Origin of the sequence: Olsenella uli, from assembly GCF_901212655.1 — a bacterium.
Lineage (GTDB): Bacteria > Actinomycetota > Coriobacteriia > Coriobacteriales > Atopobiaceae > Parolsenella > Parolsenella uli_A.
This window is the reverse complement of sequence record NZ_CAAKON010000023.1, coordinates 51,760-77,620: the sequence shown is the minus strand read 5'-3', so window position 1 is coordinate 77,620 and position 25,861 is coordinate 51,760. Positions and strand designations below refer to the sequence as shown.

The 25,861-nt window shown below is 65.6% G+C and carries 18 protein-coding genes; 4 read left to right on the top strand and 14 right to left on the bottom strand.

Translation table 11 applies throughout. The features are described 5' to 3' along the window. Positions 1–2 precede the first annotated feature (2 nt). The 10 genes from EFAMC2_RS05180 to EFAMC2_RS05135 all read right to left on the bottom strand — a co-directional run bounded on the left by EFAMC2_RS05180 (position 3) and on the right by EFAMC2_RS05135 (position 13,707). Positions 3–791, bottom strand: a complete 789-nt coding sequence (locus tag EFAMC2_RS05180; RefSeq protein WP_187325162.1) for an SAF domain-containing protein — start codon at positions 789–791, stop codon at positions 3–5. Between the two features lie 474 nt (positions 792–1,265). Then, positions 1,266–2,468, bottom strand: a complete 1,203-nt coding sequence (rsgA, locus tag EFAMC2_RS05175) for a ribosome small subunit-dependent GTPase A (RefSeq protein ID WP_154027782.1) — start codon at positions 2,466–2,468, stop codon at positions 1,266–1,268. A gap of 116 nt (positions 2,469–2,584) precedes the next feature. Continuing rightward, positions 2,585–5,311, bottom strand: a complete 2,727-nt coding sequence (locus EFAMC2_RS05170) for a cation-translocating P-type ATPase (RefSeq protein ID WP_154027780.1) — start codon at positions 5,309–5,311, stop codon at positions 2,585–2,587. 493 nt (positions 5,312–5,804) lie between these two features. Further along, the gene (locus EFAMC2_RS05165) at positions 5,805–6,275 is read right to left on the bottom strand and encodes a YhcH/YjgK/YiaL family protein (RefSeq protein ID WP_154027778.1); all 471 of its coding nucleotides are present in this window, start codon (positions 6,273–6,275) and stop codon (positions 5,805–5,807) included. A gap of 117 nt (positions 6,276–6,392) precedes the next feature. Then, positions 6,393–7,553: a sialidase family protein gene (locus tag EFAMC2_RS05160; protein ID WP_154027776.1), complete on the bottom strand. Its 1,161-nt coding sequence runs from the start codon at positions 7,551–7,553 to the stop codon at positions 6,393–6,395. Positions 7,554–7,645: 92 nt separating this feature from the next. Next, the gene (locus tag EFAMC2_RS05155; protein ID WP_154027775.1) at positions 7,646–8,965 is read right to left on the bottom strand and encodes an SLC13 family permease; all 1,320 of its coding nucleotides are present in this window, start codon (positions 8,963–8,965) and stop codon (positions 7,646–7,648) included. A gap of 182 nt (positions 8,966–9,147) precedes the next feature. Next, positions 9,148–10,212: a 4-hydroxythreonine-4-phosphate dehydrogenase PdxA gene (gene pdxA, locus EFAMC2_RS05150; RefSeq protein WP_154027773.1), complete on the bottom strand. Its 1,065-nt coding sequence runs from the start codon at positions 10,210–10,212 to the stop codon at positions 9,148–9,150. Beyond that, positions 10,213–11,115, bottom strand: coding sequence for a 4-hydroxy-tetrahydrodipicolinate synthase (dapA, locus tag EFAMC2_RS05145; RefSeq protein WP_154027771.1), 903 nt, complete (start codon positions 11,113–11,115; stop codon positions 10,213–10,215). A 126-nt stretch (positions 11,116–11,241) separates the two neighbouring features. Further along, positions 11,242–12,396 (bottom strand): iron-containing alcohol dehydrogenase, encoded by a 1,155-nt coding sequence (locus tag EFAMC2_RS05140; protein WP_154027769.1) that lies wholly within the window; start codon positions 12,394–12,396, stop codon positions 11,242–11,244. Between the two features lie 75 nt (positions 12,397–12,471). Next, a complete protein-coding gene (locus EFAMC2_RS05135) occupies positions 12,472–13,707 on the bottom strand; it encodes a four-carbon acid sugar kinase family protein (RefSeq protein ID WP_154027767.1) in 1,236 nt (411 codons plus the stop codon). A 197-nt stretch (positions 13,708–13,904) separates the two neighbouring features. Between EFAMC2_RS05135 and EFAMC2_RS05130 the strand changes: the two genes are divergently transcribed. The 3 genes from EFAMC2_RS05130 to pyk all read left to right on the top strand — a co-directional run bounded on the left by EFAMC2_RS05130 (position 13,905) and on the right by pyk (position 18,733). Next, the gene (locus tag EFAMC2_RS05130) at positions 13,905–15,674 is read left to right on the top strand and encodes a sigma-54-dependent transcriptional regulator (RefSeq protein ID WP_187325161.1); all 1,770 of its coding nucleotides are present in this window, start codon (positions 13,905–13,907) and stop codon (positions 15,672–15,674) included. Positions 15,675–16,118: 444 nt separating this feature from the next. Continuing rightward, complete coding sequence (locus tag EFAMC2_RS05125) at positions 16,119–17,123, top strand: 2-hydroxyacid dehydrogenase (protein ID WP_154027763.1); 1,005 nt, start codon at positions 16,119–16,121, stop codon at positions 17,121–17,123. Positions 17,124–17,293: 170 nt separating this feature from the next. Then, entirely contained in the window at positions 17,294–18,733 is a 1,440-nt protein-coding gene (pyk, locus tag EFAMC2_RS05120; protein ID WP_154027761.1) for a pyruvate kinase, read from the top strand. A 74-nt stretch (positions 18,734–18,807) separates the two neighbouring features. Here the strand turns inward: pyk and EFAMC2_RS05115 are convergent, their stop codons facing one another. From EFAMC2_RS05115 to EFAMC2_RS05105, 3 genes are all read right to left on the bottom strand, one after another. Then, the gene (locus EFAMC2_RS05115) at positions 18,808–19,542 is read right to left on the bottom strand and encodes a GntR family transcriptional regulator (protein ID WP_154027759.1); all 735 of its coding nucleotides are present in this window, start codon (positions 19,540–19,542) and stop codon (positions 18,808–18,810) included. A 462-nt stretch (positions 19,543–20,004) separates the two neighbouring features. Next, positions 20,005–20,820, bottom strand: coding sequence for a hypothetical protein (locus tag EFAMC2_RS05110; RefSeq protein ID WP_187325160.1), 816 nt, complete (start codon positions 20,818–20,820; stop codon positions 20,005–20,007). Between the two features lie 207 nt (positions 20,821–21,027). Next, a complete protein-coding gene (locus EFAMC2_RS05105) occupies positions 21,028–23,466 on the bottom strand; it encodes a glycyl radical protein (protein ID WP_154027755.1) in 2,439 nt (812 codons plus the stop codon). Between the two features lie 193 nt (positions 23,467–23,659). Here EFAMC2_RS05105 and EFAMC2_RS05100 point away from each other — a divergent pair, with 193 nt between their 5' ends. Beyond that, a complete protein-coding gene (locus EFAMC2_RS05100) occupies positions 23,660–24,574 on the top strand; it encodes a glycyl-radical enzyme activating protein (RefSeq protein WP_154027753.1) in 915 nt (304 codons plus the stop codon). A 185-nt stretch (positions 24,575–24,759) separates the two neighbouring features. Here EFAMC2_RS05100 and EFAMC2_RS05095 read toward each other — a convergent pair whose 3' ends face one another. After that, complete coding sequence (locus tag EFAMC2_RS05095; RefSeq protein ID WP_154027751.1) at positions 24,760–25,509, bottom strand: DeoR/GlpR family DNA-binding transcription regulator; 750 nt, start codon at positions 25,507–25,509, stop codon at positions 24,760–24,762. Positions 25,510–25,861 lie beyond the last annotated feature (352 nt).

Sequence of the window (25,861 nt, the reverse complement as noted above, 5' to 3'; positions counted from 1 at the left end):
GGCTACTCGCCTCCACCCGTCTCGGCATCCCCCGCCGGCTGCGCGGCCTCGGAAGGAGCGCCAGGCCCAGACTCGCCGCCTGCCTCTGCCCCAGCCTCCGTTGCCGCCTGGGCTTCTGTCCCCGTCTCCGCCGGCACCTCCGTCACGGAGCCCGAGAGCTCGCCCTCATCGACGTCCTGCGCGGGAACCGCCAGCCTCAGCGTCCCCTCGGAGCTTGCCGCGAGCACCCGCGCCACCACCGAGGGCGCCACCGCGATCGTGAGGGAGGACGAGCCCGCTCCGCCAGACGCAGAGCCCACCACGCTCGCGTCGCCCGAGATGAGCGACGTGCCGCCCTCGCGCACCTCGTAGGCGAGAAGCCTGGAGCCACGTGCCAGTGATGCCGTGACGCCAGTCTTGTCCGTGAGTTTCACCGACACGGCAACGCGGCCCTCGGGCACCTCGAGCGTGCCCTCCGTCCCAGCGAAGTCCACCTCGCACAGAGGGGAGCCGGCGGCAACGGCAGACGTCAGGCGCATGCCCACGATGTCATCAAGGTTTGAGACGGCGCCCTCCGGGGCCAGGTCCACGAGCCACTCGCGCACCTCGACGTCGGACTGCGACAGCACGTCTCCGGCGGTGAGTCCCCTCTTGGCAACGACGAGGCTCGCCACCTCGCCGCCATAGCGCTCCAGCGCCTCCGCACGCGCCGCCTCTGCCTCCTGCTGGGCAGCATCTGCATAGGTTGCCGCCAGCATCATGGCCAGCACGCCGCACGCCACGGAAAGCGCGATCCTCGTCCTTCTCCTCATGGCTCCTCCTGCCATCTCGGTCCTTGGCGGCATCATCGCCCGCAGGGGAAGGGCCTTTGAAAAGAAAGGACGGAAACTCCGTCTGGCGCAAACGCAAATCGAACAAACACCAAACAGGTTTTGCGGTAAAACCTGCAACTCGTGCAGCACTACTTGTTGATAACTCAAGGCGCCGCAGCTAGAGAGCTATGGGAAAAAGTACCGCTCAGCACTATAAAAGCCGCACTCTCACCAAAAGACGCAAGGCGAACAGACCGGTTCGCTGGCGGCAAGCCAATGGCCAACAATCGTGTCATATGCACTCATTCGGTGGCGCGGGCCGCGCCGCGCCTCGTCCAGGCCCGGGCCAACAACCGTGTCATATGCACTCATGTGGTGGCCGGAGAACGGGCACAACACGGGTTACGTCAGGCGAGAAGGGGTCTCTGGGCACGTTGCAGCCAGGGAGTCTTGTCCCAAGGGCACCAAAGGGCCCTACAGCGTCACGTCCGGGTCGAGTGACTGGGCACTTGCGCGCATCTCGTCCGCAAGCGCCAGATAGGCCTGGAGGCGCACCTCGTCCAGCTCGCCGGCGCGCCCCGCCGCACGAACGGCACAGCCCGGCTCGCTGCCATGGGTGCAGTCCCTGAAGCGGCACTCCCCCGCCAGCTCGGCGATTTCGGGAAACGCGAGGGCAAGCCCGCGCTCGTGTCCCACGAGCGGCAGGCTCCTGAGCCCGGGGGCGTCGCAGATGACGCCCGCGCCGGGCACCTTCACCATCATGCGGGCCACCGTGGTGTGGCGCCCCGCGTCGTCTCGCTCGCGCACGGCGCCCGTGGCCAGCGCGTCCTGCCCGAGCAGAGCGTTGAGCAAAGTCGACTTGCCGGCGCCAGACTCGCCCAGGATCATGGCCACGGAACGCTCCGGAACAAGCGCGCGCACCGCGTCGATGCCCACGCCCTCGGCGGACGACGTAACCACCACGCGCGCGTCCTCGCCCGCAAGGCGTCGCACCCGGGCCACGTCCGCCTCCAGGGCGTCATCGCTCTGCTTGCGGTCTGCCTTGGTGAGCACCACTGCCGGAACGGCCCCGCAGTCACGCACGAGCACGAGCGAGCGAGCAATTCTGTCGAGTGGAACCTCGCCCTCGCCAAGCGCCGCCACAACCACTACGGCGTCAAGGTTGGCCGCGAGCGTCTGAAACTCGCCCCTGCGACCCCCGCGCCACCGCACGAAGGCTGAGCGCCTGGGGAGCACCTCCTCGATGACGCCCATATCGTGCTCGGGCGGCAGGGCCACGGCCACCCAATCTCCCACCGTTGGCATGAGGCCTGTCTCGGCGGCGACACCCTTGGCAAACCCAACGGCGTGCTCCGCCCTGAAGGAGCGACCCTCGCAGGCCACCAGCGGAAAGCCGCGGTCGAGGCGCACCACGCATCCCAGGTCGAGCGCATCGGCGTAGTTTCGCCCCATGCGGCTCGCGACCTGCTCACGCGCCGTAAGGAACGCCTCGCGCTGGGCCTCGCTCGGGCGCAAGTCCTCGAAGGCAGGCACGTTGGCAAGCTCGTCCACGGCAGGAAGGTCGCTCAGCACCTCGGCCGAGCCTGCGCCACGGCCTCGCCTGGACGCCCTCGTGCCCACGCCGCCGCCCGAGCGACGCCGCGCCTTGCCAGATGTCTTCGCCGCTCGCTTGCCCACGTGCACCCCACTCGCCGCCGTTGCCGTACGGGCCGATAGCCTAGCAGCTCAGAGGGTCCATTCGCCACAAAAAAGCGCCCCTGCCGGATATTCGGCAGGGGCGCAGGCGGTGCGCGTTATGCGCGGGCAGCCCGTCTGGACGAATACATGCGCTCGGCGTCCTTCTCCACGGCACGCATGATTGCCTTGTAGATCTCGGTCAGCGGGATAATCAAAAACGCGATGCCCAGGGCAGCGAGCATGCCGGAGAACTCGAGCTGGTGCACGCCAAAGAACATCATGGCCAGCGAGTCGACCTCGACCACGATGAGCGTCAGCACGAGGGCCAGGATTGCGGCGCCCCAGAGCCACTTGTTCTGCTTGGGCATCTGGAACAGCGACAGGCGACGGCTGCGCATGTTGAAGCAGTGGAAGATCTCGACCATGTTGAGCGTGATGAACGCCATCATGACGCCCTTCTCGTCAACATCGGAGACCAGGCCGGCGGCAAGCGCCTCAAAGTCGATGGTGCCGGTGAACATGTAGATGCCCGCAAAGAAGCTCGCGAGGACCAGCACGGTGATGATGAGGCCCTGGACGATGCAGTCGAGGCCCATGTGGCCGGCAAACACGCCGTCGGAGGCGTTGCGGGGCTTGCGCTTCATGACGTTGCCCTCGGCCTCCTCCATGCCAAGCGCCAGCGCCGGGAAGCAGTCCGTCACGAGATTGACCCAGAGCAGCTGCACCGGCTGGAACAGGGTGAAGCCGATGAGCGTGGCGATGAACACCGAGAAGACCTCGGCAAGGTTCGCGGAGAGCAAGAACTGGATGACCTTGCGGATGTTGTCGTAGATGCGACGACCCTCTTCGCACGCGCTGATGATGGTGGCGAAGTTGTCATCGGCGAGCACCATGTCGGCAACGCCCTTGGTGACGTCGGTGCCGGTGATGCCCATGCCCACGCCGATGTCGGCGCGCTTGATGGACGGCGCGTCATTCACGCCATCGCCGGTCATGGCAACGATCTGGTCGCGAGACTTCCAAGCCTCGACGATGCGGGTCTTGTGCTCAGGCTGGACGCGAGCGTAGACGCCGTAGTTCTCGATGACGCGGTCGAGCTCCTCGTCGCTCATCTTGTCGAGCTCGGCGCCGGTGATGGCCTGGCTGCGGTCCGTGATGATGCCGAGGTTCTTGGCGATGGCGACGGCTGTGTCGATGTGGTCGCCGGTGATCATGACGGTGCGGATGCCGGCGTCGTGGGCCTCCTTGATGGCCGGAGCCACCTCGGGACGCTCGGGGTCGATCATGCCGGAGAGGCCGCAGAACACGAGGTCGTGCTCGAGGGCCTCGGGCGAGCAGTCGGCCGGGACCTCGTCCAGGTCCTTGCTGGCGAGGGCGAGCACGCGCAGGGCCTCGTCGGCCATGGCCTTGTTGGCGGCCATGATGCGCTCGCGGTGGGCGTCGGTCATCGGGACGACCTTGCCGTCCTCCCAGATGTGCGTGCAGCGGCCGAGGACGACGTCGGGGCCACCCTTGGTGAACTGCTCGATGGAGCCGTCCTTGCGCTTGATGACGACGGACATCATCTTGCGGCCGGAGTCGAACGGGGCCTCGCCAAGGCGCGGCTCCTCCTCCACGAGGCTCGTGAGGCCGGCGTTGGCGGCATCGGTCACGAGGGCGCACTCGGTGGGCTCGCCCACGGCAACGCCCTTCTCGGCATCCCACTTGGCGTCGGAGCACAGGGCCATGCCGGCAAGCAGCGTGTTCTCGTCACAGGAGAGCTCGTGCTTGACCACGGTCATCTTGTTCTGGGTGAGGGTGCCGGTCTTGTCCGAGCAGATGACCTGGGTGCAGCCGAGGGTCTCGACGGCAGACAGGTTGCGGATGATGGCCTGGCGCTTGGCCATCTTGGTAACGCCGAGGGACAGCACGATGGTCACGACGGCCACGAGGCCCTCGGGGATGGCGGCGACTGCCAGCGACACGGCCACCATGAAGGTGTCGAGCAGGTAGGCAGGCTCAGTTGCGACGTTGCTGAGGCCGTGGCGCAGGACGTCGACGGCAAAGACGACGACGCAGATCACGATGACGAGCTTGGTGAGGATGTTCGAGAGCTCGGCGAGCTTGATCTGCAGCGGGGTGAGCTCCTCCTTGGCCTCGGACAGGGCGCCGGCAATCTTGCCCATCTCGGTCTCCATGCCCGTGCCGCACACGACGGCGCGCCCGCGGCCGTAGACGACGGTGGAGCCCATGTAGCACATGTTCTTACGGTCACCGAGGGACACGTCGTCGGCACCGTCGGCAAGTGCGATGACGTCGGCGTGCTTGTCCACCGGCACAGACTCGCCGGTGAGAGCGGCCTCCTCAATCTTCATGGACGCGCTCTCGAGGACGCGGCAGTCCGCGGGCACGGAGTCGCCGGCCTCGAGCAGGATGATGTCACCGGGGACGAGTTCGCTCGAGTGGAGCGAGACCATCTTGCCGTCGCGGATGACCTTGGACTGGGCAGCGCTCATCTCCTGAAGGGCCGCCAGGGCCTCCTCGCTCTTGGCCTCCTGGATGACGCCGAGCGCGGAGTTGATGACGACGACCGCCATGATGATGATCACGTCGGCGAAGTCGGGCTCGCCCTGGATGAAGCCGGTGGCCGCCGAGATGGCCGCGGCCACGATCAGCATGATGACCATGGGATCGGCCATCTGCTGGAAGAAGCGAATCCAGAGCGGGGTCTTCTCCTCTTCCCTCAGCTTGTTGGGACCATGCTTCGCAAGACGCTGCGAAGCCTCGGCAGACGTGAGGCCCCCCGCCTCCGTCGTGCCGAGCTCGTCAAGCACGGCCTGCCTGGTTTCCAGATACTGTTTCAACGCTGTCTCCTCCTGGGTCTCGAGCGCCCAGCAGCTTGATGCCCGATCATAATTCCCCAGGAGGGGCAAGGGCCCATCAAGCCTGCAATGCCAGGCGCGCTTTCAAAACGCCTTTTCATAGTACCCTACGCAAATTGTTCCTCAGCTGTGTCGTCCCACTAAAGCGTTCGACTTTTACGCGAACGGTCTGCGCGGGTATTAGTTTTCATACCATGGGCGCACGGACGCCCCGGTCCATCTTCAGTCGCGGTCCTACGCCGTAACCCCGTCGAGGCTCGCCCGCCTCGCGAGCCACACGGCAACCGCCAAGGCAAGCGCGGGCGCCAGGGCAATAAACGCGAGGTTGGGCCCGATCGCGGCATAGGCAAGGCCGCCGAGCGAGGGCCCCGCATTGCCTTGCCTCGCCAGCCGCAGCCGGCCGAGGTCACCACCCCCGGCCGGCCTCGAGCGACCCCATCCTCGCCCGGACGCCAACGCCCGGATAGGTCCTCCGCTAGTCCCAGAGCACCTTGAAGCAGATCTTCTTGAGCGGGCCAACCTCCTGGCCCGGAATCACGATGTTGCACATGTGGGGCTCGCCCGGAACGTAGACCACGAAGCGCCCATGGTCGAGCGTGCCCGTGAGCACGTCGTCGTTGCCCTCGGAGGCCAGGCCGTAGCCCTTGTCCGAATCCGCGTCGTAGGGCACCGTGATGTCGATGGAGCCCGGCGTGACGCAGAAGCGCTCGGCACCCTCAAGGTCAACCTGGACGTCGGCGTAGTGGTGGTGGAACTCGAAGCGGCCCTCCTCGAGGGGCTTGGTGGAAGACTCCATGGTATTGGCGAATACCTTGTCGCCGTCAATCACGGTCTTGCCCAGGGGAAGCTCCGCGGGATCGTTCTCGGCCAGCCAGTCGATGAGCGTGTCGAGCGTGTCCTTGAGGCCACGGTAGCGGCCGATTTCCTTCAGTCCGTCGTAAATCATGGTGCGTCCCTTCTTGTTGAGGCAGGCGCGCGACCCGCCATTGCCTTCTTGTTGCCTTCCGCCCGCACGCGTCGTCGCGAGCAACCCGGCGGATTCCGCTTGACCCCGGCGGCCGTCCTAGCGGCAGCCCTCGCCGGAGGTGGGGTTGTAGGTACCCTCGCCGCGCACCTTGCCCATGACGTCGTCCTCGGAGAGCGTCACCCACTTCACGCCGCGACGCGTCTGGTAGGCATAGGCCAGGTGCAGCATGCCGTCGGCCGCCTGGATGAGCGTGGGGTACTCGTACTGACGGTTGTTGAACTTGTTCTCGTCTCCCACATAGCCCTCGCCGCGCTCGATGTGGCGGATGAGCGGGAAGGTCTTGCCGCCATCCTCGGAGAGCGCGATGGACACGGGGTTGCGCAGCGCCGGCCAGGCGCCCTTCTTGCCATAGGTGGCAGGCGCGGAGTTGTGGTTGTAGGCGATGGCCACGCGCCCGCTCGCGAGGCGCAGCGCCGCGATGCCCGAGTTGTTGTTGGGCAGCGGCGTGGGCACCGGCACGCTCCAGGTGTCGCCGTAGTCGCTGGACTCGCTGCGGTAGATGAAGTCAGCCTCGCGCGAGCGCATGAACGCGGCCAGGTGGCCGTCGCCCAGGTCGACGACGCTGGGGTGCACGCGGCCGGCAGAGCCCGGCATGTCGACGCGCTTCCAGGTGGCGCCCTGGTCGTCAGAGACCATGAAGGCACTCGGGTCGCCTGCAAGGCCGTTGGCGGAGTCCGTGCAGAGCCACAGGCCGTAGATCCAGCGGCCGTTGGAGAGCACCTGGATGGCCTGGCGGGCAAAGGTGCCCTCGTCGCCAAACATGACCTCCGGCTCGCTCCAGGTACGGCCGTCGTCGCGGCTCACCTGACGCTTGATGACGCTCGTGTACTGCATGTTGTCCTTGCCCGGCTGGCGGCCCAGCTGGGAGGTGTACATGGCCCAGATGTCGCCGTTGGGGGCCAGGAACAGCGACGGGTTCTGGTCAGAGCGGTCGTCGTTCTGGGAGATGTACGTGGGCTCCTCCCACTGGGAGGCACCCTTCTCCAGACGGGACACCACGATGTTGATGTCCGTGTCGCCCTCGAAGGTGCCGGCAAACCAGCAGCACAGCAGCGTGCCGGCGGGCGTCTCGAGCAGGCCGGGGCCATGGGCGGTCTTCCAGGGACCAGGCGGCAGCATGGCCTCGCTGACCTGCATGTCCTCGTCGAAGTAAATCTGGCCGTCGGGCGTGAGGCCGGGCAGCGTCTTGATGGGCATGGAGCTCTCCTTCTCAGATGGTTACGAATCGGGGCCGCCCCGCCGCTTTGGCGAGGCGGCCCCAGTGTTTTCGAGCGAGTCTGTCAGAGGTCCTACATCGGGAAGACGATCAGGGCGCCGGCACAGAGGAACAGCAGGCGCACGACGTACTGCGGGATGGTGAACTTCCAGAACTCGGCCATCGTGTACTTGCCCATGCCGTAGGCCATGGCGGGCAGGCCGTCGATCGGCATGTAGTGGCCGGCCCAGGCGGAGAGCACGACGGCCACGCAGGCGGCCATCGGGTTGTAGCCGAGACCCTGGCACACGGCGATGGCGAGCGGGGCGAAGATCATCGCGATGCCCACCTGGGAGCCGGTGAAGCAGGCGAACGTGGAGCAGAGCACGGTGAAGATGAGCAGCAGGACGAACGGAGGCACGCCGGTGCCGATGACGCTGGCGACCGCGTTGCCCACCATGAGGGACAGGCCAGAGTCGGCAAGGCAGTTGGCCACGGGGATGACGCCGGCGGTCATGAGGATGATCGGGCTGAAGAGGTTGTCGCGGAACTCGGTGAAGTCCAGGACCTTGATGAGCAGCATCACGATGGCAGCAACGCCCGGGATGATGTAGGAGAGCTGGCCGAGGGTGTCGACGAACATCATGGCAACGATGGCGACCACGAAGGAGATGATCGTAATGGCCTCCTTCCAGGGCTCCATGGTGGCGGCGCCGTCACCGGAGAGCGCGGCAGCGTTCTCGACGGTGGGCTCGGCCACGGGGTGGCTCGGGAGGAACCTGTAGCCGATGACCGCCCAGACGAAGAATCCAACGGACAGGAAGAGCGTGACGATGGCGAACTGCATCATCGAGATGGACTCGCCGAGGCCGGCGGAGGCCAGGATGGAGACGGCCACACCGTACTGCAGGGCAACGTTGATGGGGATGAGCGGGTGGTTGGAGGCGATGCCGAGCGGGAGCATCAGCTTGGAGCCCGGAAGCTTGTCGTTATAGGGCATGGTGACGACAAGCGAGAAGATCAGCACGTAGAAGGCCGTTGAGCCCATGCCGAGGATGGAGGCGCCGAGCATGACGACGATGAGCAGCGCCACGTAGCTCTTGAAGCCGCCAATCTCGACGAGCTTGGTCATGGCGTCCTTGACCTTGTTGATCATCTGGGTCTTCTGGATGGCTGCCAGGATGACCATGAAGAACGCGAGCATCCACACCGTGTTGTTGGTGAAGCCCGCGAAGGCGTACGAGATGTCCCAGGGCTTCTCGAGCTCGGGCATGGCACCACCGAAGACGGAGCCAAAGATCACGATAAGAACGCAGCATGCCAGGGGCGGCACGCCGAACGGCAGGACGTCGAACATGATCATGAGGATCATGGCGACGAGCACGACGAGAGCGAGAATCATCGCTGTGGTCATTGCCTTCTCCTTTCTCGCCACCGCGCGTGCGGTGGCCCCCCTTGGTGGCGGCCCGTGCCGTCACCAACCTATAAAGAGTGCTGGCGGAACCTCAGGTGCCGCCGTACTTCCTTGCTGGAAGGCCCCGCGGCCCGGCGCCACCCCTCCTCAAGGGTGCCGGGCCGCCTGAGGCCCTCGCCCACCTACTGCTCCTTGGCCTTCTTGCCGGCCGCCATGCGCAGCGCGTAGTCGATGGCGTTCACGAGGGAGAGCGCATTGCTCGTGCCCTTGCCCGCGAGCGCAAAGCCGGTGCCGTGGTCCACCGAGGTGCGGATGATGGGCAGGCCCAGCGTGACGTTCACGCCCTCGACCGCCTTCCACGCCTGGGCGTCGCGGTCGTAGTTGAAGCCCAGAACCTTCGTGGGGATGTGCCCCTGGTCGTGGTACATGCACACGCAGATGTCGTACCAGCCGCCGTGCATCTCGGAGAACACGGAATCGGGCGGGCAGGGGCCAATCGCGTTGATGCCGCGGGCCTTCGCGATCTCGATGGCAGGCTTGATCTCGTCGATCTCCTCCATGCCAAACAGGCCGTTCTCGCCACAGTGCGGGTTGAGGCCGGCAACGGCCACGCGCGGGTTCTCGATGCCGAGGTTCTTGCAGGCCTCGTTGGCCAGCTCGATGCACTCGAGGACGCGCGGCGTCTTCACGCGGTCGCAGGCCTCGCGCAGGCTCACGTGGGTGGAGACGTGCACCACGCGGAAGTCGTGGTGGGCGAGCATCATCGTGTACTTCTTGGTGTGCGTGTAGGTGGCGTAGATCTCGGTGTGCCCATCGAAGTGCATGCCCTTGGGCGCGAGCGCGAGGTTCATGGCCTCCTTGTTGAGCGCGTTTGTGACCGTGGCGTCAACCTCGCCGGCCATGGCGAGCTCGATGACCTTCTTGACGCTCTGGAAGGCGGCGTTTCCGCCCTCGGCAGACACCTCGCCGAGCTTGAACGCCTTCACGTCGGCGATGAGATCGAGGTGGTAGACGTCGATGGTGCCGGCCTCGAACTTGGCGTCGGCCACGGAGGAGACCGGGTTGATCGCGATCTCGGGGTGCCCGACGAAGCCCTTGGCCTGCTCGAGCATCTTGGCGTCGCCCACCACGATGGGGCGGCACCGGTCATACAGGGTGGCGTCGGCAAGCGCCTTGACGGTGATCTCGGGGCCATTGCCAGCCGGGTCACCCATGGTGATGCCGACGATGGGACGTGTGTCGGCCATCTAGCAGATTCCCTTCTCACGGTCGGACTCGAGGGCGGCCTTCAGGGCCTCGACGCCCTCGGGGCAGAGGTAGTTGAACGGGGCGCGGCACTTGCCAACCGGGTAGCCGAGCAGGTTCACGGCCGTCTTCACCACGGTGTTGGGGTTGCCGTACTTGAAGCAGGCGCGCAGCGCGGCGACGTTGCCCTGGCAGGCCTCGGCGGCCTCGAGGTCGCCGGCGACGAAGTTCTCATAGATGCCCACCATGTTCTTGGGGTAGACGTTGGCGCAGCCGGCGATGGCGCCCTTGGCACCGGCCTGGAGGGCCTTGAGGATGAGGGCGTCGTTGCCGGAGAGCACGCCAAAGTCGAGGCCCTTGGTGAGCTCGATATAGGCGGACAGGTTGTCCCAGTCGCCGGAGGAGTCCTTGGCACCCACGATATTGTCCACGTGGGCGAGCTCGACGACGGTCTCGGGCTCAAGGGCGTTGCCGGTGCGCATCGGGATGTTGTAGAGCACGATCGGCATGTTGGGCACGGCGGCGGCGACGGTCTCGTAGTGGACCTTGAGCTCGTGCTGGCTGGCCTTGGCGAAGCTCGGGGTAATCACGGAGAGGATGTCGGCGCCGGCGGCCTCGGCCATCTTGCACTGCTCGATGGTCTCCTTGGTGGAGACGCAGCCCGTACCGGCGTAGACGGGCACGCGGCCGGCAACCTGGTCGATGACGGTCTCGAGGACGAGCTTCTTCTCCTCGCCGTTGAGGATGTAGCCCTCGCCGTTGGTGCCAAACGGGAAGATGCCGTGGATGCCGGCCTCGATCTGGCGGTCGACCTGGCGGCACAGCTCCTCGGTGTTGATGGTCTCGTCCTCGTTCATCGGGGTGACGATGGGGACAACGATACCCTTGAGCTCGATGTTCTTCATGGCGGTTCCCTTTCTCCGGGGCCTTGGGCCCATAGCTTGTGCGGTGGGACGATTACGGCGCGCCCCTCGCCATGCGCTTGGCACGTCGCAGACGCTCAGGCAACGCCCGCGACGCCCCTCGGTTGTCTAGATGATCTGCTGGTAGATGGCGCGGGCGTCCTCGGGCGTGACCTCGCGCATGTTGTTCACGAGCAGGCGGGTGACCTTCATGCCGGCCTCAACCAGGCCGTCAAGGTCGGGGTTCTCGACGCCCAGCTCGCCAAGGTTCTTGGGGATGTCGAGGTGCCTCACGATCTTGTCGAGCAGCTCGATCATCGCGGCGGACTTCCCCTCGTCGGTGGCGGCGTCGCCGGCAACGCAGCGGTCGTAGGCGGTTGCGAGGCGGCCGCGGATGGCCGGCTCGTTGAAGCGGAAGACCGGCACGAGCAGAATGGCGTTGGAGACGCCGTGGGCGATGTGGTAGCGGCCGCCAAGCGGGTAGCTCAGGGCGTGGACCGCGGTGGTGCCGGCGGCCGTGATGGCGATGCCCGCGTAGAAGCTCGCGAGCTGCATGTTGCGCTTGGCCTCCATGGCCTCGGGATCGTCGCAGGCCGGGATTATGTTCTTGAGGATGAGGTCGAGAGCCTCGAGCGCGAAGGTGTCGGAGAGCGGGTTGGCCTTCGTGGAGGTGTAGCACTCGATGGCGTGGCAGAGGGCATCGATGCCGATGGACGCGGCAATCGGGCGCGGGAGGTTCTTAATCATGCGAGCGTCGAGGATGACGTCGTCAGCCATCATCTCGTTGGAGACGATGCCCACCTTGAGCTCGTCCTCGGGCACGGCCACGATGGCGTTGGGCGTGGCCTCGGCGCCGGTGCCGGCGGTGGTGGGGATCATGAGCGTGCGAATCTGCTTCTTGGCCTTCGTGGGGTCGGCGAGCAGGTCCTTGATGTCGTACTCGTCGGTGGCGAGCACGGCCACGAGCTTGGCGGTGTCCATGACCGAGCCGCCGCCCACGGCCACGATCTGGTCGGCACCCATGGCCTTGAAGCGGTCCACGACGGCCTGGACGTCGGCGTAGGCAGGCTCGGCGGGGATGTCGTCGATGACCTCGACCTCGGCGCCGGCCTCCCTGATGAGGCGGACGGCCTCGTCGGCGAGGCCCAACTTGTGGAGGGCCTTGTCGGTGAACAGGCACACCTTCGTGGCCTTGTTCTCGGCAACGACCTGGGCCACCTTGTCGGTGGCGTCCTCGCCCGAGTAGACGGCCTTCGGAAGCTTGAGGCAATACTGCTTAAGCATGTGTGCAACTCCCCTTCTTGTTGAGGGCCTCCCCTTTGGGGTCTGGCCCATCTTTCGACAAAAGCTCAGGCGCGCCTAGACGGCGCGGGGCGCGGCAAGGCGCTCGGAGACCCACTGGAACAGGTCCCTCTCGCCAAAGCCGCCGGACTTGGAGATGACGTTCACGCGCACGCCGTCAACCAGAAGCTCGTTGGCAACAACGCCGGTCGTGACCTCGCCCAGAATCTTGAGGGTGCGGGCGCGGGCCGCCTCGACGAGGGCGAGCAGCACGTCGCCGCCCATGACGAAGAGGTAGCCGTCCTGCCCGGCGTGGACGCGGGCGACGGCGAGCGCGAGGGCGCCGAGGTTGGCGGCAACCTGGTCGCGCACGGCGGGCGCAGGGGCCGCCCCGTCGGGCGCGGGCGTGTAGGCGCTCGCATCCACCACGGTGAGCGGACGGGCGTCCCAGCTGCCGGCAACAGCGTGGGCGAGCTCGGAGAACTCGGGGGAATCGGCCCAGCGGGCGTCCTTCTTCTGGTCCTCGGTGACCACCCACTGGGGGGCGCCGGCGGCCGTGGCGAAGGCGCACTGGGCGATGGAGGCGGGGTTCACGCTGCCGCAGAGTGCCGCGACGTTGCCAGAGGGCAGCTCGGGCACGGGCAGCTCGGAGACGCCGAGGGCACGGGCCACGCCAGCGGCGAGGCCGGCACAGCCGGCAACGAGCACGGGGGCGTCGGCAAGCAGGCGCCCGGCAATGGCGTCGACCTCATCCTGCGTGGTGGCATCGTAGGCCGCGATGCCCTCGAAGGCGGCGGGGGCCTCCTCGCCGGCCGCCACGGTGCAGGTGGCGGTGGCGGTCTGGCTGGCAATCACGTCGCGCACGGCGGAGTGGCGAACCGGCTCGAATGGGTCGCGCCCAAAGGAGCTCTCGCCCACGGGCACGCCGTCCACGTAGTGGACGCCCCCGCGGGTGACACGGCCGAGCCCGGGGTACGCGGGGACGAAGTGAGCCGTGCCACCCAGGACGTCACGGGCGGCGGCGAGCTCTGCGCCCACGTTGCCGCGCAGCGCCGAGTCCGTCTTCTTGAAGACCACGCGCACGCCGGCCTCACGAGCGGCACAAACGAGCTTTGAGACGGCGGAGGAGGCGTCCTCGGGCGTGAGGTGGCGGGTCGCGGCGTTCACGGCCACGACGCGGGCGCCACACCTGAGCTCGTCTGCGCTGGGGCCCGCACCCGCGAGCGGGTAGACCTCGACCCCCGCGGCGACGAACGCCACGGCGCCATCGAGGGCTCCCGTGAGGTCGTCTGCTATGAGGAGGAGTTCGGTCATCGGCTTCCCATCGGCTCGTGCGCGGGCCTTGTGCCTCGCGCGATCTGCGGAGCGGCCTCTCGCCTCCCCGCGCCATTGATAATCGGGCCGCAACCGTTCGCCCGTAAGGTGCCAGACGCGTGGTATCGTTCAGATTTGAAACACCTGGAGGAATGTTGCCGCCACGCCAGACGGCAGGCACAACAAGGAGGCGGCGCATGGACCGCATAAAGGTGCTCGCGGTGGCGCCCTACCCGGGGCTCGCCACCGTTCTGGAGGGCGTCACGCCGGACTATCCGGACATCGACCTCACCATCCACGTGGGAGACCTCGAGAGCGGCCTCGCCGTGGCGCACACGAGCTTCTCGCAGAACTTCGACGCCGTCATCTCGCGCGGCGGCACGGCCCAGATCCTTGAGGAAGAGCTCTCTGTTCCCGTGGTGGAGATCGAGCTCTCCACCGGCGACGTCCTGCGCCAGACGCGCGGCATCCCCACCGAGGGCCCTCGCCTCGCCGCGGTGGGCTTTGGCAACACGTTCACGAAACTCGTGAGGGCCTCCGACCTCCTCCCCCGCCCCATCGACGTGCGCACGGTGGACTTTGCCGACGAGGTCCCGATCGCCCTCGACGAGCTCGCAGCCTCGGGGCACGAGACGTTCCTGTGCGACAACTTCTCCTACGAGTCCGCACGCGAGCGGGGCCTCGACGCGCGCCTGCTCGTCTCGGGACCCGAGAGCGTGCGGCAGGCGCTCGACCGCGTGCGCTTCTACTTCAGCCAGTGGCGCGAGGGCACGGCGAAAAGTCGCCTGCTCTGGCAGATCATCCAGAGCCAGCCCGGCAACTTCGTGCTGTGCGACGAGGGCGGCAAGCTCGTCTACTCGGACCTCACCGAGGACCAGGGGTGGCTGCTCGAAGAAATCGGCCGCCGCTTCGCCGAAGGTTCGGAGCGCACGGTGCTCCAGCGCGCGCATCGCATCTGGCGCGTGAGGCGCGCCTCCATCGAGGCGAACGGCACACGCTACGTGGAGTTCTTTGTCACCAGCTCGCGCGAGCTGGTGCGCAGGAGCATGGCGGGCATCGAGTACCTCGGCGTGGGCGAGGTGGAGCGCGGGCTTGCGGAGAGCGTGTTCCGCGCGACGGGGGCAGAGGCGCTTGTCGCCGGAAAGGTCTCGGCGGCCATCGCCTCCGGGCGGCCGGTGATGCTCCGAGGCGAGGTGGGAAGCGGCAAGGACCAGATCGTGAGGCTCCTCTACCTTGCGAGCGGCCGCACGCAGCGACCCTACGTCTCCGTGGACTGCTCGCTTCTGAGCGAGCGAAGCCTCGAGTTCCTTACGGAGAGCAACGCGAGCCCGCTCTACGAGAGCGGGCAGACCCTCTGCCTCAAGAGCCTGCACGCCCTCACGTCCGACCACTGGCACGAGCTTCTGACAATCATCAGGCAGACGGGCCTCTGCGAGCGCAACCTCGTGCTGCTCTCCGGCAACGACCGAGAGGACGGCTCCGAGCCAGACGCCCTCGCAGTGTTTGCCGAGCAGCTCCGCTGCCACGTGCTCACCGTGGCCCCGCTGCGCGCCAGACCAGACGGCGTGGCCCCGGCCGTCCTGGGTTACCTCGCCCATGCGGCAACCGAGGCGGGCATGCAGCCACCTGCCGTGGGCGAGGCCGCGATGCACGAGCTTGAGGCATTCCGGTGGCCGAGGAACTACCTACAACTGCGAAAGGTGCTGGACTGGGTGTTCGCCACCTGCCACGGCAGGCGCGTCACGGCCGCGAGCGTGCGCGAGGCCCTCGGCCGCGAGCGCACGGCGCGCTTCTCGTCAACCTCGGCGCCAAGCGAGAGCTCCACGCTGGACCTCCTGCGCCCGCTCGCCGACATCGAGCGCGACGTGGCGAGACTCGTGCTGCAGAGCTGCAACGGCAACAAGACGCGCGCGGCCGAGACCCTCGGCATCAGCCGCACCACCATGTGGCGGCTCCTTAAGGAGTAGCGCGCCTGCCGTGGTCGTCGCGCGTCACGCCGCAGCACGCACATCCGCCCCGTCCCCGCACGCCGTCCCGCCCCACGCGCCAGGCTGCGGGGCGCGCATCGCACCGCGGCACGCGCGCTCCCCCGCACGCCACGCCGCAGAACGCCACCTCGCGCGCACCCACCGCCATAAAACCGACACGCCGCGACGCCGGCGGGCACGTCGAACGCAGACGCCCAAAGTGTCGAACGAAGATGCGTTGCCGGCAGCGGCGTCAAATGTCCCCTGCGCCGTAGACAACCCCTTCCATCTGCAATTATTCTTTGACGGATGCGACCGTTCACGCTTGCAGGCGCGCCCGATGCACTACAATGCGGGGTTGGTAATTGGTAGGCACGGGCACGGCGGCAAGCCCCGCGGCGCCCACCGCTCAGCGGTAGCCACGAGACCAAAGGAGCGACCCGTATGAAGATCCTGTTCTACGATGCCCGCGACTACGACAAGGAGTCGTTCGACGCCGAGCTCAAGGATTATCCCAGCGTCAAGATCGACTACGTGGAGGCCAACCTCACGCCCGTCACCGCTTCCCTCGCTCGTGGCTACGACGCCGTCTGCGCGTTCGTGAACGCCGAGGCCAACGCGATGACGCTCGAGATTCTCCGCGGCTTTGACGTGAAGCTCGTCCTCATGCGTTGCGCCGGCTTCGACGCCGTGAACGTCCCCGTTGCCAAGGACCTTGGCATGACGGTCACCCGCGTCCCGGCCTACTCGCCCGAGGCCATCGCCGAGCACGCCATGGGCCTCGCCCTGTGCGCCAACCGCCGCATCCACAAGGGCTACATCCGCGTTCGCGAGAACGACTTCGACCTCTCCGGCCTCGTGGGCGAGACGCTCCACGGCAAGACCGCCGGCATCATTGGCACCGGCCGCATCGGCGCCGCCCTCTGCCGCATCTGCAAGGGTTTTGGCATGCACGTCCTCGGCTCCGACCTCTACCCCAACCAGAAGCTGGTTGACGAGGAGCATGTCGTTGACGAGTACGTTGACTACGACGAGCTGTACCGCCGCAGCGACCTCATCTCTCTCCACGCGTTCCTGAACGAGGAGAGCCGCCACATGATCAACGACGAGTCCATCGCCAAGATGAAGGACGGCGTGATCTTCGTGAACACCGGCCGTGGCGGCCTCGTTGACACCCAGGCCCTCATCCGCGGCATCCTCTCCGGCAAGATTGGCGCCGCCGGCCTCGACGTGTACGACGAGGAGGGCGCGAACGTCTACCAGAACCACTCCGGCGAGGTCATCGACTCCGTCACCGCGCGCCTGTGCTCCTTCCCCAACGTCGTCATGACGAGCCACCAGGCCTTCTTCACCAAGGAGGCCCTGAGCCAGATCGCCCGTGTGACCCTCGAGAACGCCGTGGCCTTCGACAACAAGACCGATTTCGTGGATCGCTCGGTCGTCTGCTAGACCAACAACGCGCCGCCTGCACACGGAAGGGCGGCGCTTCTCATATGAACGGGTGAATCGTTTGACTCACCAACGAGCGGCACCGAGCCGCTCGACCGGGGCGAGCAATGCCCGCCCACGACCCCGGGAAAGGCTCCCGGAGACCGTTCGCAGCAGAGGAAAGGAAACGAATGCTAGACAAGAAGACCAAGATCGTCTGCACCATGGGTCCGGCCTGCGACGATGACGACAAGCTTCGCGAGATGATGCTCGCGGGCATGAACGTTGCCCGCTTCAACTTCTCCCACGGCAGCCACGACGAGCACCGCGAGCGCGTTGCCCGCGTCCGCCGCATCTCCGAGGAGATTGGCAAGCCCATCGCCATCCTGCTCGACACCAAGGGTCCCGAGGTCCGCACCGGCGTCCTCGAGAACGGCGAGAAGGTTCACTTCGAGACTGGCGACAAGACCATCATCACCACCGACGACGGCGTCGTGGGCAACCACGAGCGCTTCTCGCTCGACTTCAAGAACCTCCCCAACGAGCTCAAGCCCGGCGACCGCGTCCTGATCGACGACGGCCTGCTCGAGTTCGACGTCGACAAGATCGAGGGCACCGACATCTACTGCACCCTCGCCAACTCCGGCGACCTGGGAGAGCGCAAGGGCGTGAACATCCCGGGCGTCGACATCTCCCTGCCGGCCGTCACCGAGCGCGACCGCGAGGACATCATCTTCGGCTGCGAGCTGGGCATTGACGCCATCGCCGCCTCCTTCATCCGCGACGGCAAGGGCGTCGAGGAGATTCGCCAGATCTGCAAGGAGCACGGTCGCGACAAAGTCTCCATCTACCCGAAGATCGAGTGCGCCCTCGGCATCGAGAACTTCGATGACATCCTCGAGCACTCCAGCGGCATCATGGTTGCCCGCGGCGACCTGGGCATCGAGATTCCGCCCGAGAAGGTGCCGCACGCGCAAAAGGAAATGATTCGCAAGTGCAACGAGGCCTACAAGCCCGTCATCACCGCCACGCAGATGCTCGACTCCATGATCCGCAACCCGCGCCCGACGCGAGCCGAGGTCAACGACGTTGCCAACGCCATCATGGACGGAACGGACTGCGTCATGCTCTCCGGCGAGTCTGCCGCCGGTAAGTACCCGGTCGAGGCCGTGAAGATGATGGCCTCCATCTGCCGCGAGACCGAGCAGTACCTCCCCGAGCGTCACCAGTACCACGAGCGCGGCGGCGTCCGCGACGTCAACGGTGCCATCGGCTTCGCTGCCGTGACCACGGCCAACCGTGTGAACGCCAAGTGCATCATCGCCCCCACCGAGTCTGGCCGCACCGCTCGCCTGATCTCGAACTTCCGTCCGAGCCTGCCGGTCTACGCCGTATCCCCGCACGAGACGACCGTGCGTAAGTGCTGCTTCTACTGGGGCGTCACGGTGCTCAAGGGCATTGCCCAGGGCTCCCTTAGCGCCACGGTCGACCACGCGCTCGTCGTTGCCAAGGGCAACAACCTGGTGCAGGAGGGCGACATGGTTGTCCTCACCGCTGGTGACCCCAACACCGCTCCCTCCCAGGGCGACTACATCACCAGCACCAACATGGTCATGGTTGCCCAGATCTAGTTAGGGCAAGACCAGCAGTATGCGCAGGAGGGCCCGCAGCCACCGGCTGCGGGCCCTCTTTTGTCCCGAGATACCTAGCGCGTCGTGGTGCAGTTGATGACGCAACGGTTGGCAGGAAGCCAGACGCTGCCCCACTCGACCGGCGTACCATCCTCCAGGCGAACAAGCTGGTCGAGGTCGAGCACGGGAGAACGCTCGCCGCACTCCAGCCAACGACCGCGTCGCTTGCCGGCGGCACGAGCGCTGTAGGTCATCTCGGCCGTGCCAACCTTCTGCCCACTCGTGCGCTCAACGGCACAGAACAGGCTCTCTTTCTCAAAGTCAGCGCTCTCGAGTCCCGGACACGCCTTAAGGTTAATGCGGCTCTCGATTAGCATGACCGGCTCTTCGGCAACAAAACGGACACGCATGAGATAGAGGTACGGGTCTCCCTCGTTAATCTCAAGAAACTGGGCGCAGACCCGATTGGCCTTGCCCATGCGTCTGTCAACCACCTTGGTAATGAAGTGGACGCCCTGCTCCGTCATGGATTCCGCAAAGGAGTGCAGCTTGTTGCCCGACGGGCGCGCCATGACGGGCTGGATGACAAAGGTGCCGCGACCGCGCTGCTGAACGAGCAGGCCCTCCTCGACGAGCGAGCGAATGCCCTTTTGCACAGTGCCGCGCGAAAGGTGCAGCATGGCCATGAGCTCGTGCTCAGACGGGATGCGCTCGTCAACACCCCATTCCTTGGAGTAAATCTTCTCGCGAACGTAGTCTGCCACCTGCACATAGAGCAGGGAGGTGTCCTTCTTTTCGAAGTCCGACATACGTGTCTCCTGCCGCGCATTCGCTTGGACGATTCCGCCCGAATGGTGTGGCCTCCCGGCGCACCCAACTTGACTAACGGCCGTAGTTTACCGCGCGGTGCTTGCGCGCATCAAGCGCCATGCCGCCATTAATCCAACTGGTCAACCATCGTCTACCTGCGAAAAGGTAGGTTTCAGATGCAAATGACATTGCGGGTTGCACCGCATTACGAGCTTTTCTTACCGGAAACAGCGGTTATTTCGGAATGTCATTCGGGGTCAAATGGCCCTGTTCCCAACGCATCTTGGCTTCGCGTCACGTGAACAAGGTCCTCAGGCGACTGAAGATCCAAGCGATGGGATGTTTGACTAGGACCCATGTCGCTTGGCGTAGGCGGTCAGGCGATCGTAGATGCGGACGGGGGCATGCACGACTAAGCTCCGTGCCGCTTGGCGCAGATCGACGGCCGGCAGCACGCCCAGCTAAGCTCCGTGCCGCTTGGCGTAGGCGGTCAGGCGGTCGTAGATGCACTCGGTGGCATGTTCGAACACCTCGTGGAAGAAGTCCTCGCGAAACAGGCTGTAGTCGGGTGTGCCAGAGATGTGGTTCTCCTGGTTGTCTGTAACGATGTCGTTGGAGGATGCCACGGCCGCACGGGCATCGGCTTCGTTGACTGCATACTGCGGGAACGCCGCCGCCTGGGCCAGCAGCTCAGCCGTCACCTCGCAGTGCAGCGTGATGGGCAGCGTTCGACCAAACTTGAGGAAGTCATCCTGCTTGCGGACGCGGGTCTCCTCCCCCGTGGGCACGTCGTACTCGCGCAGCCAGGCGCGCGTGGCGCTGTTGTAGGCGTTGTCACACAGCAGGTGCGCCCAGGCGCCAAGAACCTCGTCTGACGCTCGGTAATCGTGCGCAGACAGGCGCGCCACGACCTCCGCGTGCCGCTCGGGCGTTGCCGGCAGCTCGAAGCGCTTTCCCGCGCGAATGAGCCGAACGGACTCCTCCACCGAGATAGGTGCGGGCGCAATGGGCACCTCGTCTGGAACGGGCAGCCTGGGCTCCACGTATGTGTCCCAGAACTCGCGCTCGCCCGGAATGGGGATGTGCGCCGCTGCGGCAAAGTGCGTGAGGCGATACGGCAGGATGCCCGAGGGATTGGGGACCATGTAGCCCACGTTGATATCGGGCACGAAGTTGCCAAAGAGGAACGCGTTGACGTCCCGAATGCCAAGCGAAGAGGGGCTCCCCTCGCGGAGGAGCCTCTGGACGTGCGCGGTATGTACGTTCCAGCTCGGCATACGGTGGATGGTAGCACGGGGACGCGCGCGAGGGCGAGGGCGCCGCACATGAGGTCCCAGCGGGTGCGAGCTGCGGGGAGCCATACGCTCTGGTCACTTGCTACGCAAGTCCCTTGGCCCTCGCGTATGGCTCCCCGCAGCTCGCGCCCTGGTCACCTTTGCAGAAGGTGCCCTACTCGCGCGCGGCTACGACATCGCCGGCTTGGTTTAGAGGGCCTGCTCGGTGCGCTCGATGATGTCGTCTTGGGTGGCCTTGGACAGAACGTTGAAGAAGGCGCTGTAGCCGGCCACGCGCACGATGAGGTCGCGGTGCTTCTCGGGGTGCACCTGGGCATCCAGCAGGGTTTCCTTGCTCACGACGTTGAACTGCACGTGATAGCCGTGCAGACGGTCGAAGAACGTGCGCACGAGCATCTCGAGCTTCAGGCGGTTCTCGGGCTTGGAGAGCACCTGCGGGGTCACCTTCTGGTTGAGCAGCACGCCGCCCGTGATGTCCTCTGTCGGAAGCTTGGAGACGCTCTTGAACACGGCGGTGGGGCCATTGGTGTCTGCGGCATGGCTCGGGCTGCACCCCTCCGCCAAAGGCTCGCCGGCGTAACGGCCGTCAGGCGTGGCGAGCGTGCCCGCGCCCTGCGGAACGTTAGCGGAGATGGAGCTCGTGCCGGCATAGTAGGTACCGCCAATGGGACCACGGCCGTAGCGCGTGTTGTGGTACTTCTTCATCTCGTCGATGTAGATGTCATACGCCTCGCGCACGAGCGAGTCCACGTAGTCGTCATCGTTACCGTACTTGGGCGCGTCAGCCATGAGCTGGCGGATGCGCTCGCCCTCCTCGCCGGCATAATCGCTCATGAGGGCATCCCAGAGCTGGGACGGCGTCACGGCACCGTCCTCGAATACGACCTTCTTCATGGCCGCCAGGCTGTCGGCGAGGTTGGCGATGCCCACCTGCAGGTCGGAGATGAAGTCGTAGACCGCACCGCCCTCCTTCATGTTGAGACCGCGCTCGATACAGTCGTCCGTGAGGGCGCTGCAGAGGATATCTGCCGTGTCCTGCTCGAGCACCATGTCGCACGTGGCGTCGATGATCACGCACTGGCGCGCCATCTCGCGGATGACCTTGTCCCAGCAGCGCATGACGTCATCGAAGCTCGTGAAGTCGCGGAAGTGTCCCACGCCCTCCGCCAGCTTGGTGCCACTCGCCGGGTCCACGCCGTCATTCATGGCAATGAGCAGGGCCTTGGGGAAGTTGAGGAAGCTCATGCCCGTGCAGCGATAGCCCCACTTGCCCGGCACCGCCGTCTCCACGCAGCCGATGGCGGAGTAGTTGTACGCGTCCTTGCGACTCACGCCCTTGTCGATGAAGCTCGGGATGATGACCTCATCGTCATTGAAGGCAGGCATGCCAAAGCCGCAGCGCACGACCTCGATGGCCTCGGCCATGAAGTCTGCTGGGAGGTTCTTGTGGTAGCGAACCGTGAGGTTGGGCTGCGTGAGGTGACACTGTGCCACGCTCTTGAGGATGAGCCAGCTCATGGGGTTGGTGGCGTCCCGAGGCTCGCCGTCCACGAGCCTCTGGCCACCAACGGTGACATTCTGATAGAGCGGGCTACCGGCGGAGAACTGCGTGTGGCTCCAGGAGCGAATCTTGTTGATGGTGTAGGTCTTAAGCCAGAGGTTGCACATGAGCTCGTCGGCCTCGGCCTCCGTGACGCGGCCAGCCGCCAGGTCTGCCTCGTAGAAGGGCCAGAGATACTGGTCCATGCGGCCATAGGAGAGGCTGTGGCCGTTGGACTCAATCTGCAACACGAGGTGCGTGAGCCACACGGATTGCACGGCCTCGCTCAGGGTGCGGGCAGGCTCATAGGGCACGCGGTCGAGCGCCTCGGCCATCTGCACGAGCTCGTTGGCACGGCCGAGGTTGCCGGCGACTCGCGCCTGCTCCGCCTGCTCGCGGGCCAGCGCCGCATAGCGGCCCGCGAAGGTCCGCATGGCCTCCACCACGATAAGGACAGCGCGGTAGAAGTAGCTCTTGTGGATGTTGCGATAGTCCGTGAGGTCGAGCTCGTCGAGCTTGGCCTGGGCGCGACGGGCGTATGTTTCGAGCCCCTCACGCAGGAGGCGTCCATAGTCCACGGCACAATGGGCATCGCCCGAGGTGATGTTGCCCTCGCTCTTGATGATGCCCAGGTCATAGAAGAGCTTGGAGTGGGGCGGGAAGGCGGCAAGGCCGCGGTCCAGCAGCGTGTTGTGCTCCCAGAACGGCGCGATGTCGCGAAGCTTCTGCTTGTTCTCCTCGGTGATGTAGAAGCGGTCGCCATCGCGCTTGTCGAACTTGTCCAACTCGTCGATGACCCAGCTCATGGCGTACTCGGGGAAGATGGGGGCGCCGCGGTTGGAGGACGCCTGATTGCCGGCGATGAGGGTCTCCGGCTCGATGAAGATGGTCATCTCCTCAAGGACCCGCTTGAGCATGACGGCACGCTTGAGGGCGAGGGGCTGGTCTGCGCAGTCGCGGTAGACCTGGGTGGTGATGATGGCGCGCTCAACGTCTACCTGCGGCTTGGCGTCGAGCAGCTGGTCACGGAAGCTCTCCATGCGCGGCGTAAGCTGGCCGAAGTGCTCCTGCGGTGTTTGGCTGGACATGCGGACTCCTCGCCCTCGCGTGCGACGTGGCCCCATCTGGGCCCGTCAACCTTTGTTCTGGGGTCAGTATCGCGCCAGATTGCCGCAATGTCAACGTTCGTAATCGTTTATAATTTCATTCGTAAGTATATGACACTGCATATGCATGTTCCGGCACGTGACCCTGAACCCCTGACTCCAGAAGGAAGGCACCATGGACGGCCAACGCGCCATCGTCTTCAACATCCAGAAGTTCAGCCTGAACGACGGGCCGGGCATCCGCACGGTGGTGTTTCTCAAGGGGTGCCCGCTTCGCTGCGCTTGGTGCGCCAATCCAGAAAGCCAGCTCAGGCGTCCCCAGCTCGAATGGGATGCCGGCAAGTGCCGCCGTTGCGGCACGTGCGCGCGACTCTGCGGGGACGGGACGATTCGCCTCGACGGCGAACGTGTTGTCCTCGACGCCAGTCGCGCCGGCGAGCATCCGGAGTGCGTCGAGGCCTGCCCCGGGAGAGCCCTCGAGCTGGTGGGCCGCGAGCGGGATGTGGATGACGTGCTGCGCGTGTGCCTCCAGGACCTGCCGTTTTACGAGCAGAGCGAAGGCGGCGTGACGCTTTCGGGCGGCGAGGCGCTCCTGTGGCCCGAGTTCAGCGTGAACCTGCTCAAGGCCCTGCACGAGCATGGCGTTCACACGGCCATCGAGACCACGGGCTATGCCCCGCCCGAGGTGTTTGCGCGCGTGGCCGAGCACCTCGACTACCTGCTCTTTGATGTGAAGCACTGGGACGACGAGCGTCATCGCGAGGGTACGGGCGTATCCAACGCACACATCCTCGAGAACCTGAAGTATGCGGTCGCGGCGGGCAAGGAGGTGCTGCCGCGTATACCGGTGATTCCAGGCTTCAACTTCGATGCGGAGCGTCCGATGCAGGCGGCAGAGGGCTTTGCGCGCATCTTACACGAGGCGGGCATACCGCGCTGTCAGCTTCTCCCCTTCCACCAGTTTGGCGAGAACAAGTACGAGCTGCTGCAGCGCGACTATGGGCTTGCCGGCGTGAAGGCGCTGCACCCCGAGGACCTCAATGACCTGCGCACGGGACTGGCAGCTCGCGGAGTCGACGCGTTCCTCTAGGTGCCGTTGCGTTTCCCCAGAAGCTATTCGCGGAAACAGCCGCAGCCAATTTCGAGGACTCTGAGAGGGCTGCTTGCAGAGACGTCTGCGAACGGCTCGAAAAACTCTATTGCCTGCTTGTGAGAGCGGTTACCGTCCGCCCGAGGCATCCAGCCGGCCCAGCTTCGGCAGAACCTACGTCTGGGCTACTCGGCCGTAGTGACCACAATCCCGGACGCCTCGAGGGCCTTCCGAGAGGCAGGGTCCAGCGCGGCGTCCGTGACCACCCGCGAGATTTGGCCTGCGAGACGGAGCGGCACCACGCCGTGACGCGTGAACTTCCCACTCTCGGTGAGCACGATGACTTCCTCGGCTTGGCGGGCCATGTCACGAATGGCCTCCGCACGGAGCAGGTCGTCATTCGTAAAGCCAAGCTTGACACTCCAGCCATCAACGCCCACGAACAGGCGGTCAACGCAAAATTCCTCGGCGCAACGGCGAAGCATGGGGCCCACCGTCACCTGCGAGTCCTTCTGGTAGTCACCACCCAGCAAGGTCACCTTGGACGTGGGGCAAGAGCGCACGTAATCCGCGATAAAGGCGCTGTTCGTGATTATCTGCACGTCCCTGCGGCCCTCGACGATTGCCTGCGCGAGCAGCACGCAGCAACTGCCGCTCTCGATCATGACGGTATCGCCGTCGTTCACGAGCGCCAGGGCCGCATGCGCGATGCGAAGCTTCTCGTCGTAGTGGTAGGCAAGCCTGCCATTGATGTCATCGCGGCTCGCAAGCAGGGCAAACCCGTGCTCGCGCTGCACGATGCCGCGCGCCTCGAGACTTGTGAGATCCTTGCGCATCGTAACCTCAGAGACACCAATCTCGGACGCGAGCTCAGACACCTCCACGCGATGTCGCTCGTTGAGGATCTCCAATATCTTATTGTCACGAGGACCCATGGCACTTCCCTATGCACTCGTTATGCCTCAGCGGCACAACGAAATCAATGGACTTTCGTTCGCAATCAAAACTGCTTACATCTTATTCCGTAATTCTCGATTGCGCGAATGGGAAGACGAGAAGGTGCCAGGGAAGCACGGCCTGCCAGAGCACGGCCTTCGGGTTACGGCCTGCGAGTCATCCGACGCCGAAGTACATGAAACGGCAGGAGGCCCGCAGGGCACCCGGTAGGGTTTGCGCTTGTGCGATTTCTGGAGCGCTCTTTGCTCCAGCTGGGCACAATGCAAACCCGTCAGGGCGGCCCGCAGGCCTCCATCAGGCCGCTTTGCCGGGCGTCATCCAACGTCAGGC

Bases quoted from the DNA above. Each gene is read 5' to 3' on its own strand.
- pdxA (WP_154027773.1), bottom strand. From the start codon at position 10,212: ATGGCCGACACACGTCCCATCGTCGGCATCACCATGGGTGACCCGGCT.
- pyk (WP_154027761.1), top strand. From the start codon at position 17,294: ATGCTAGACAAGAAGACCAAGATCGTCTGCACCATGGGTCCGGCCTGC.
- EFAMC2_RS05180 (WP_187325162.1), bottom strand. From the start codon at position 791: ATGAGGAGAAGGACGAGGATCGCGCTTTCCGTGGCGTGCGGCGTGCTG.
- EFAMC2_RS05125 (WP_154027763.1), top strand. From the start codon at position 16,119: ATGAAGATCCTGTTCTACGATGCCCGCGACTACGACAAGGAGTCGTTC.
- EFAMC2_RS05130 (WP_187325161.1), top strand. From the start codon at position 13,905: ATGGACCGCATAAAGGTGCTCGCGGTGGCGCCCTACCCGGGGCTCGCC.
- EFAMC2_RS05160 (WP_154027776.1), bottom strand. From the start codon at position 7,553: ATGCCCATCAAGACGCTGCCCGGCCTCACGCCCGACGGCCAGATTTAC.
- EFAMC2_RS05115 (WP_154027759.1), bottom strand. From the start codon at position 19,542: ATGTCGGACTTCGAAAAGAAGGACACCTCCCTGCTCTATGTGCAGGTG.
- EFAMC2_RS05095 (WP_154027751.1), bottom strand. From the start codon at position 25,509: ATGGGTCCTCGTGACAATAAGATATTGGAGATCCTCAACGAGCGACAT.
- EFAMC2_RS05155 (WP_154027775.1), bottom strand. From the start codon at position 8,965: ATGACCACAGCGATGATTCTCGCTCTCGTCGTGCTCGTCGCCATGATC.
- EFAMC2_RS05105 (WP_154027755.1), bottom strand. From the start codon at position 23,466: ATGTCCAGCCAAACACCGCAGGAGCACTTCGGCCAGCTTACGCCGCGC.
- EFAMC2_RS05100 (WP_154027753.1), top strand. From the start codon at position 23,660: ATGGACGGCCAACGCGCCATCGTCTTCAACATCCAGAAGTTCAGCCTG.
- dapA (WP_154027771.1), bottom strand. From the start codon at position 11,115: ATGAAGAACATCGAGCTCAAGGGTATCGTTGTCCCCATCGTCACCCCG.
- EFAMC2_RS05165 (WP_154027778.1), bottom strand. From the start codon at position 6,275: ATGATTTACGACGGACTGAAGGAAATCGGCCGCTACCGTGGCCTCAAG.
- EFAMC2_RS05140 (WP_154027769.1), bottom strand. From the start codon at position 12,396: ATGCTTAAGCAGTATTGCCTCAAGCTTCCGAAGGCCGTCTACTCGGGC.
- EFAMC2_RS05135 (WP_154027767.1), bottom strand. From the start codon at position 13,707: ATGACCGAACTCCTCCTCATAGCAGACGACCTCACGGGAGCCCTCGAT.
- EFAMC2_RS05110 (WP_187325160.1), bottom strand. From the start codon at position 20,820: ATGCCGAGCTGGAACGTACATACCGCGCACGTCCAGAGGCTCCTCCGC.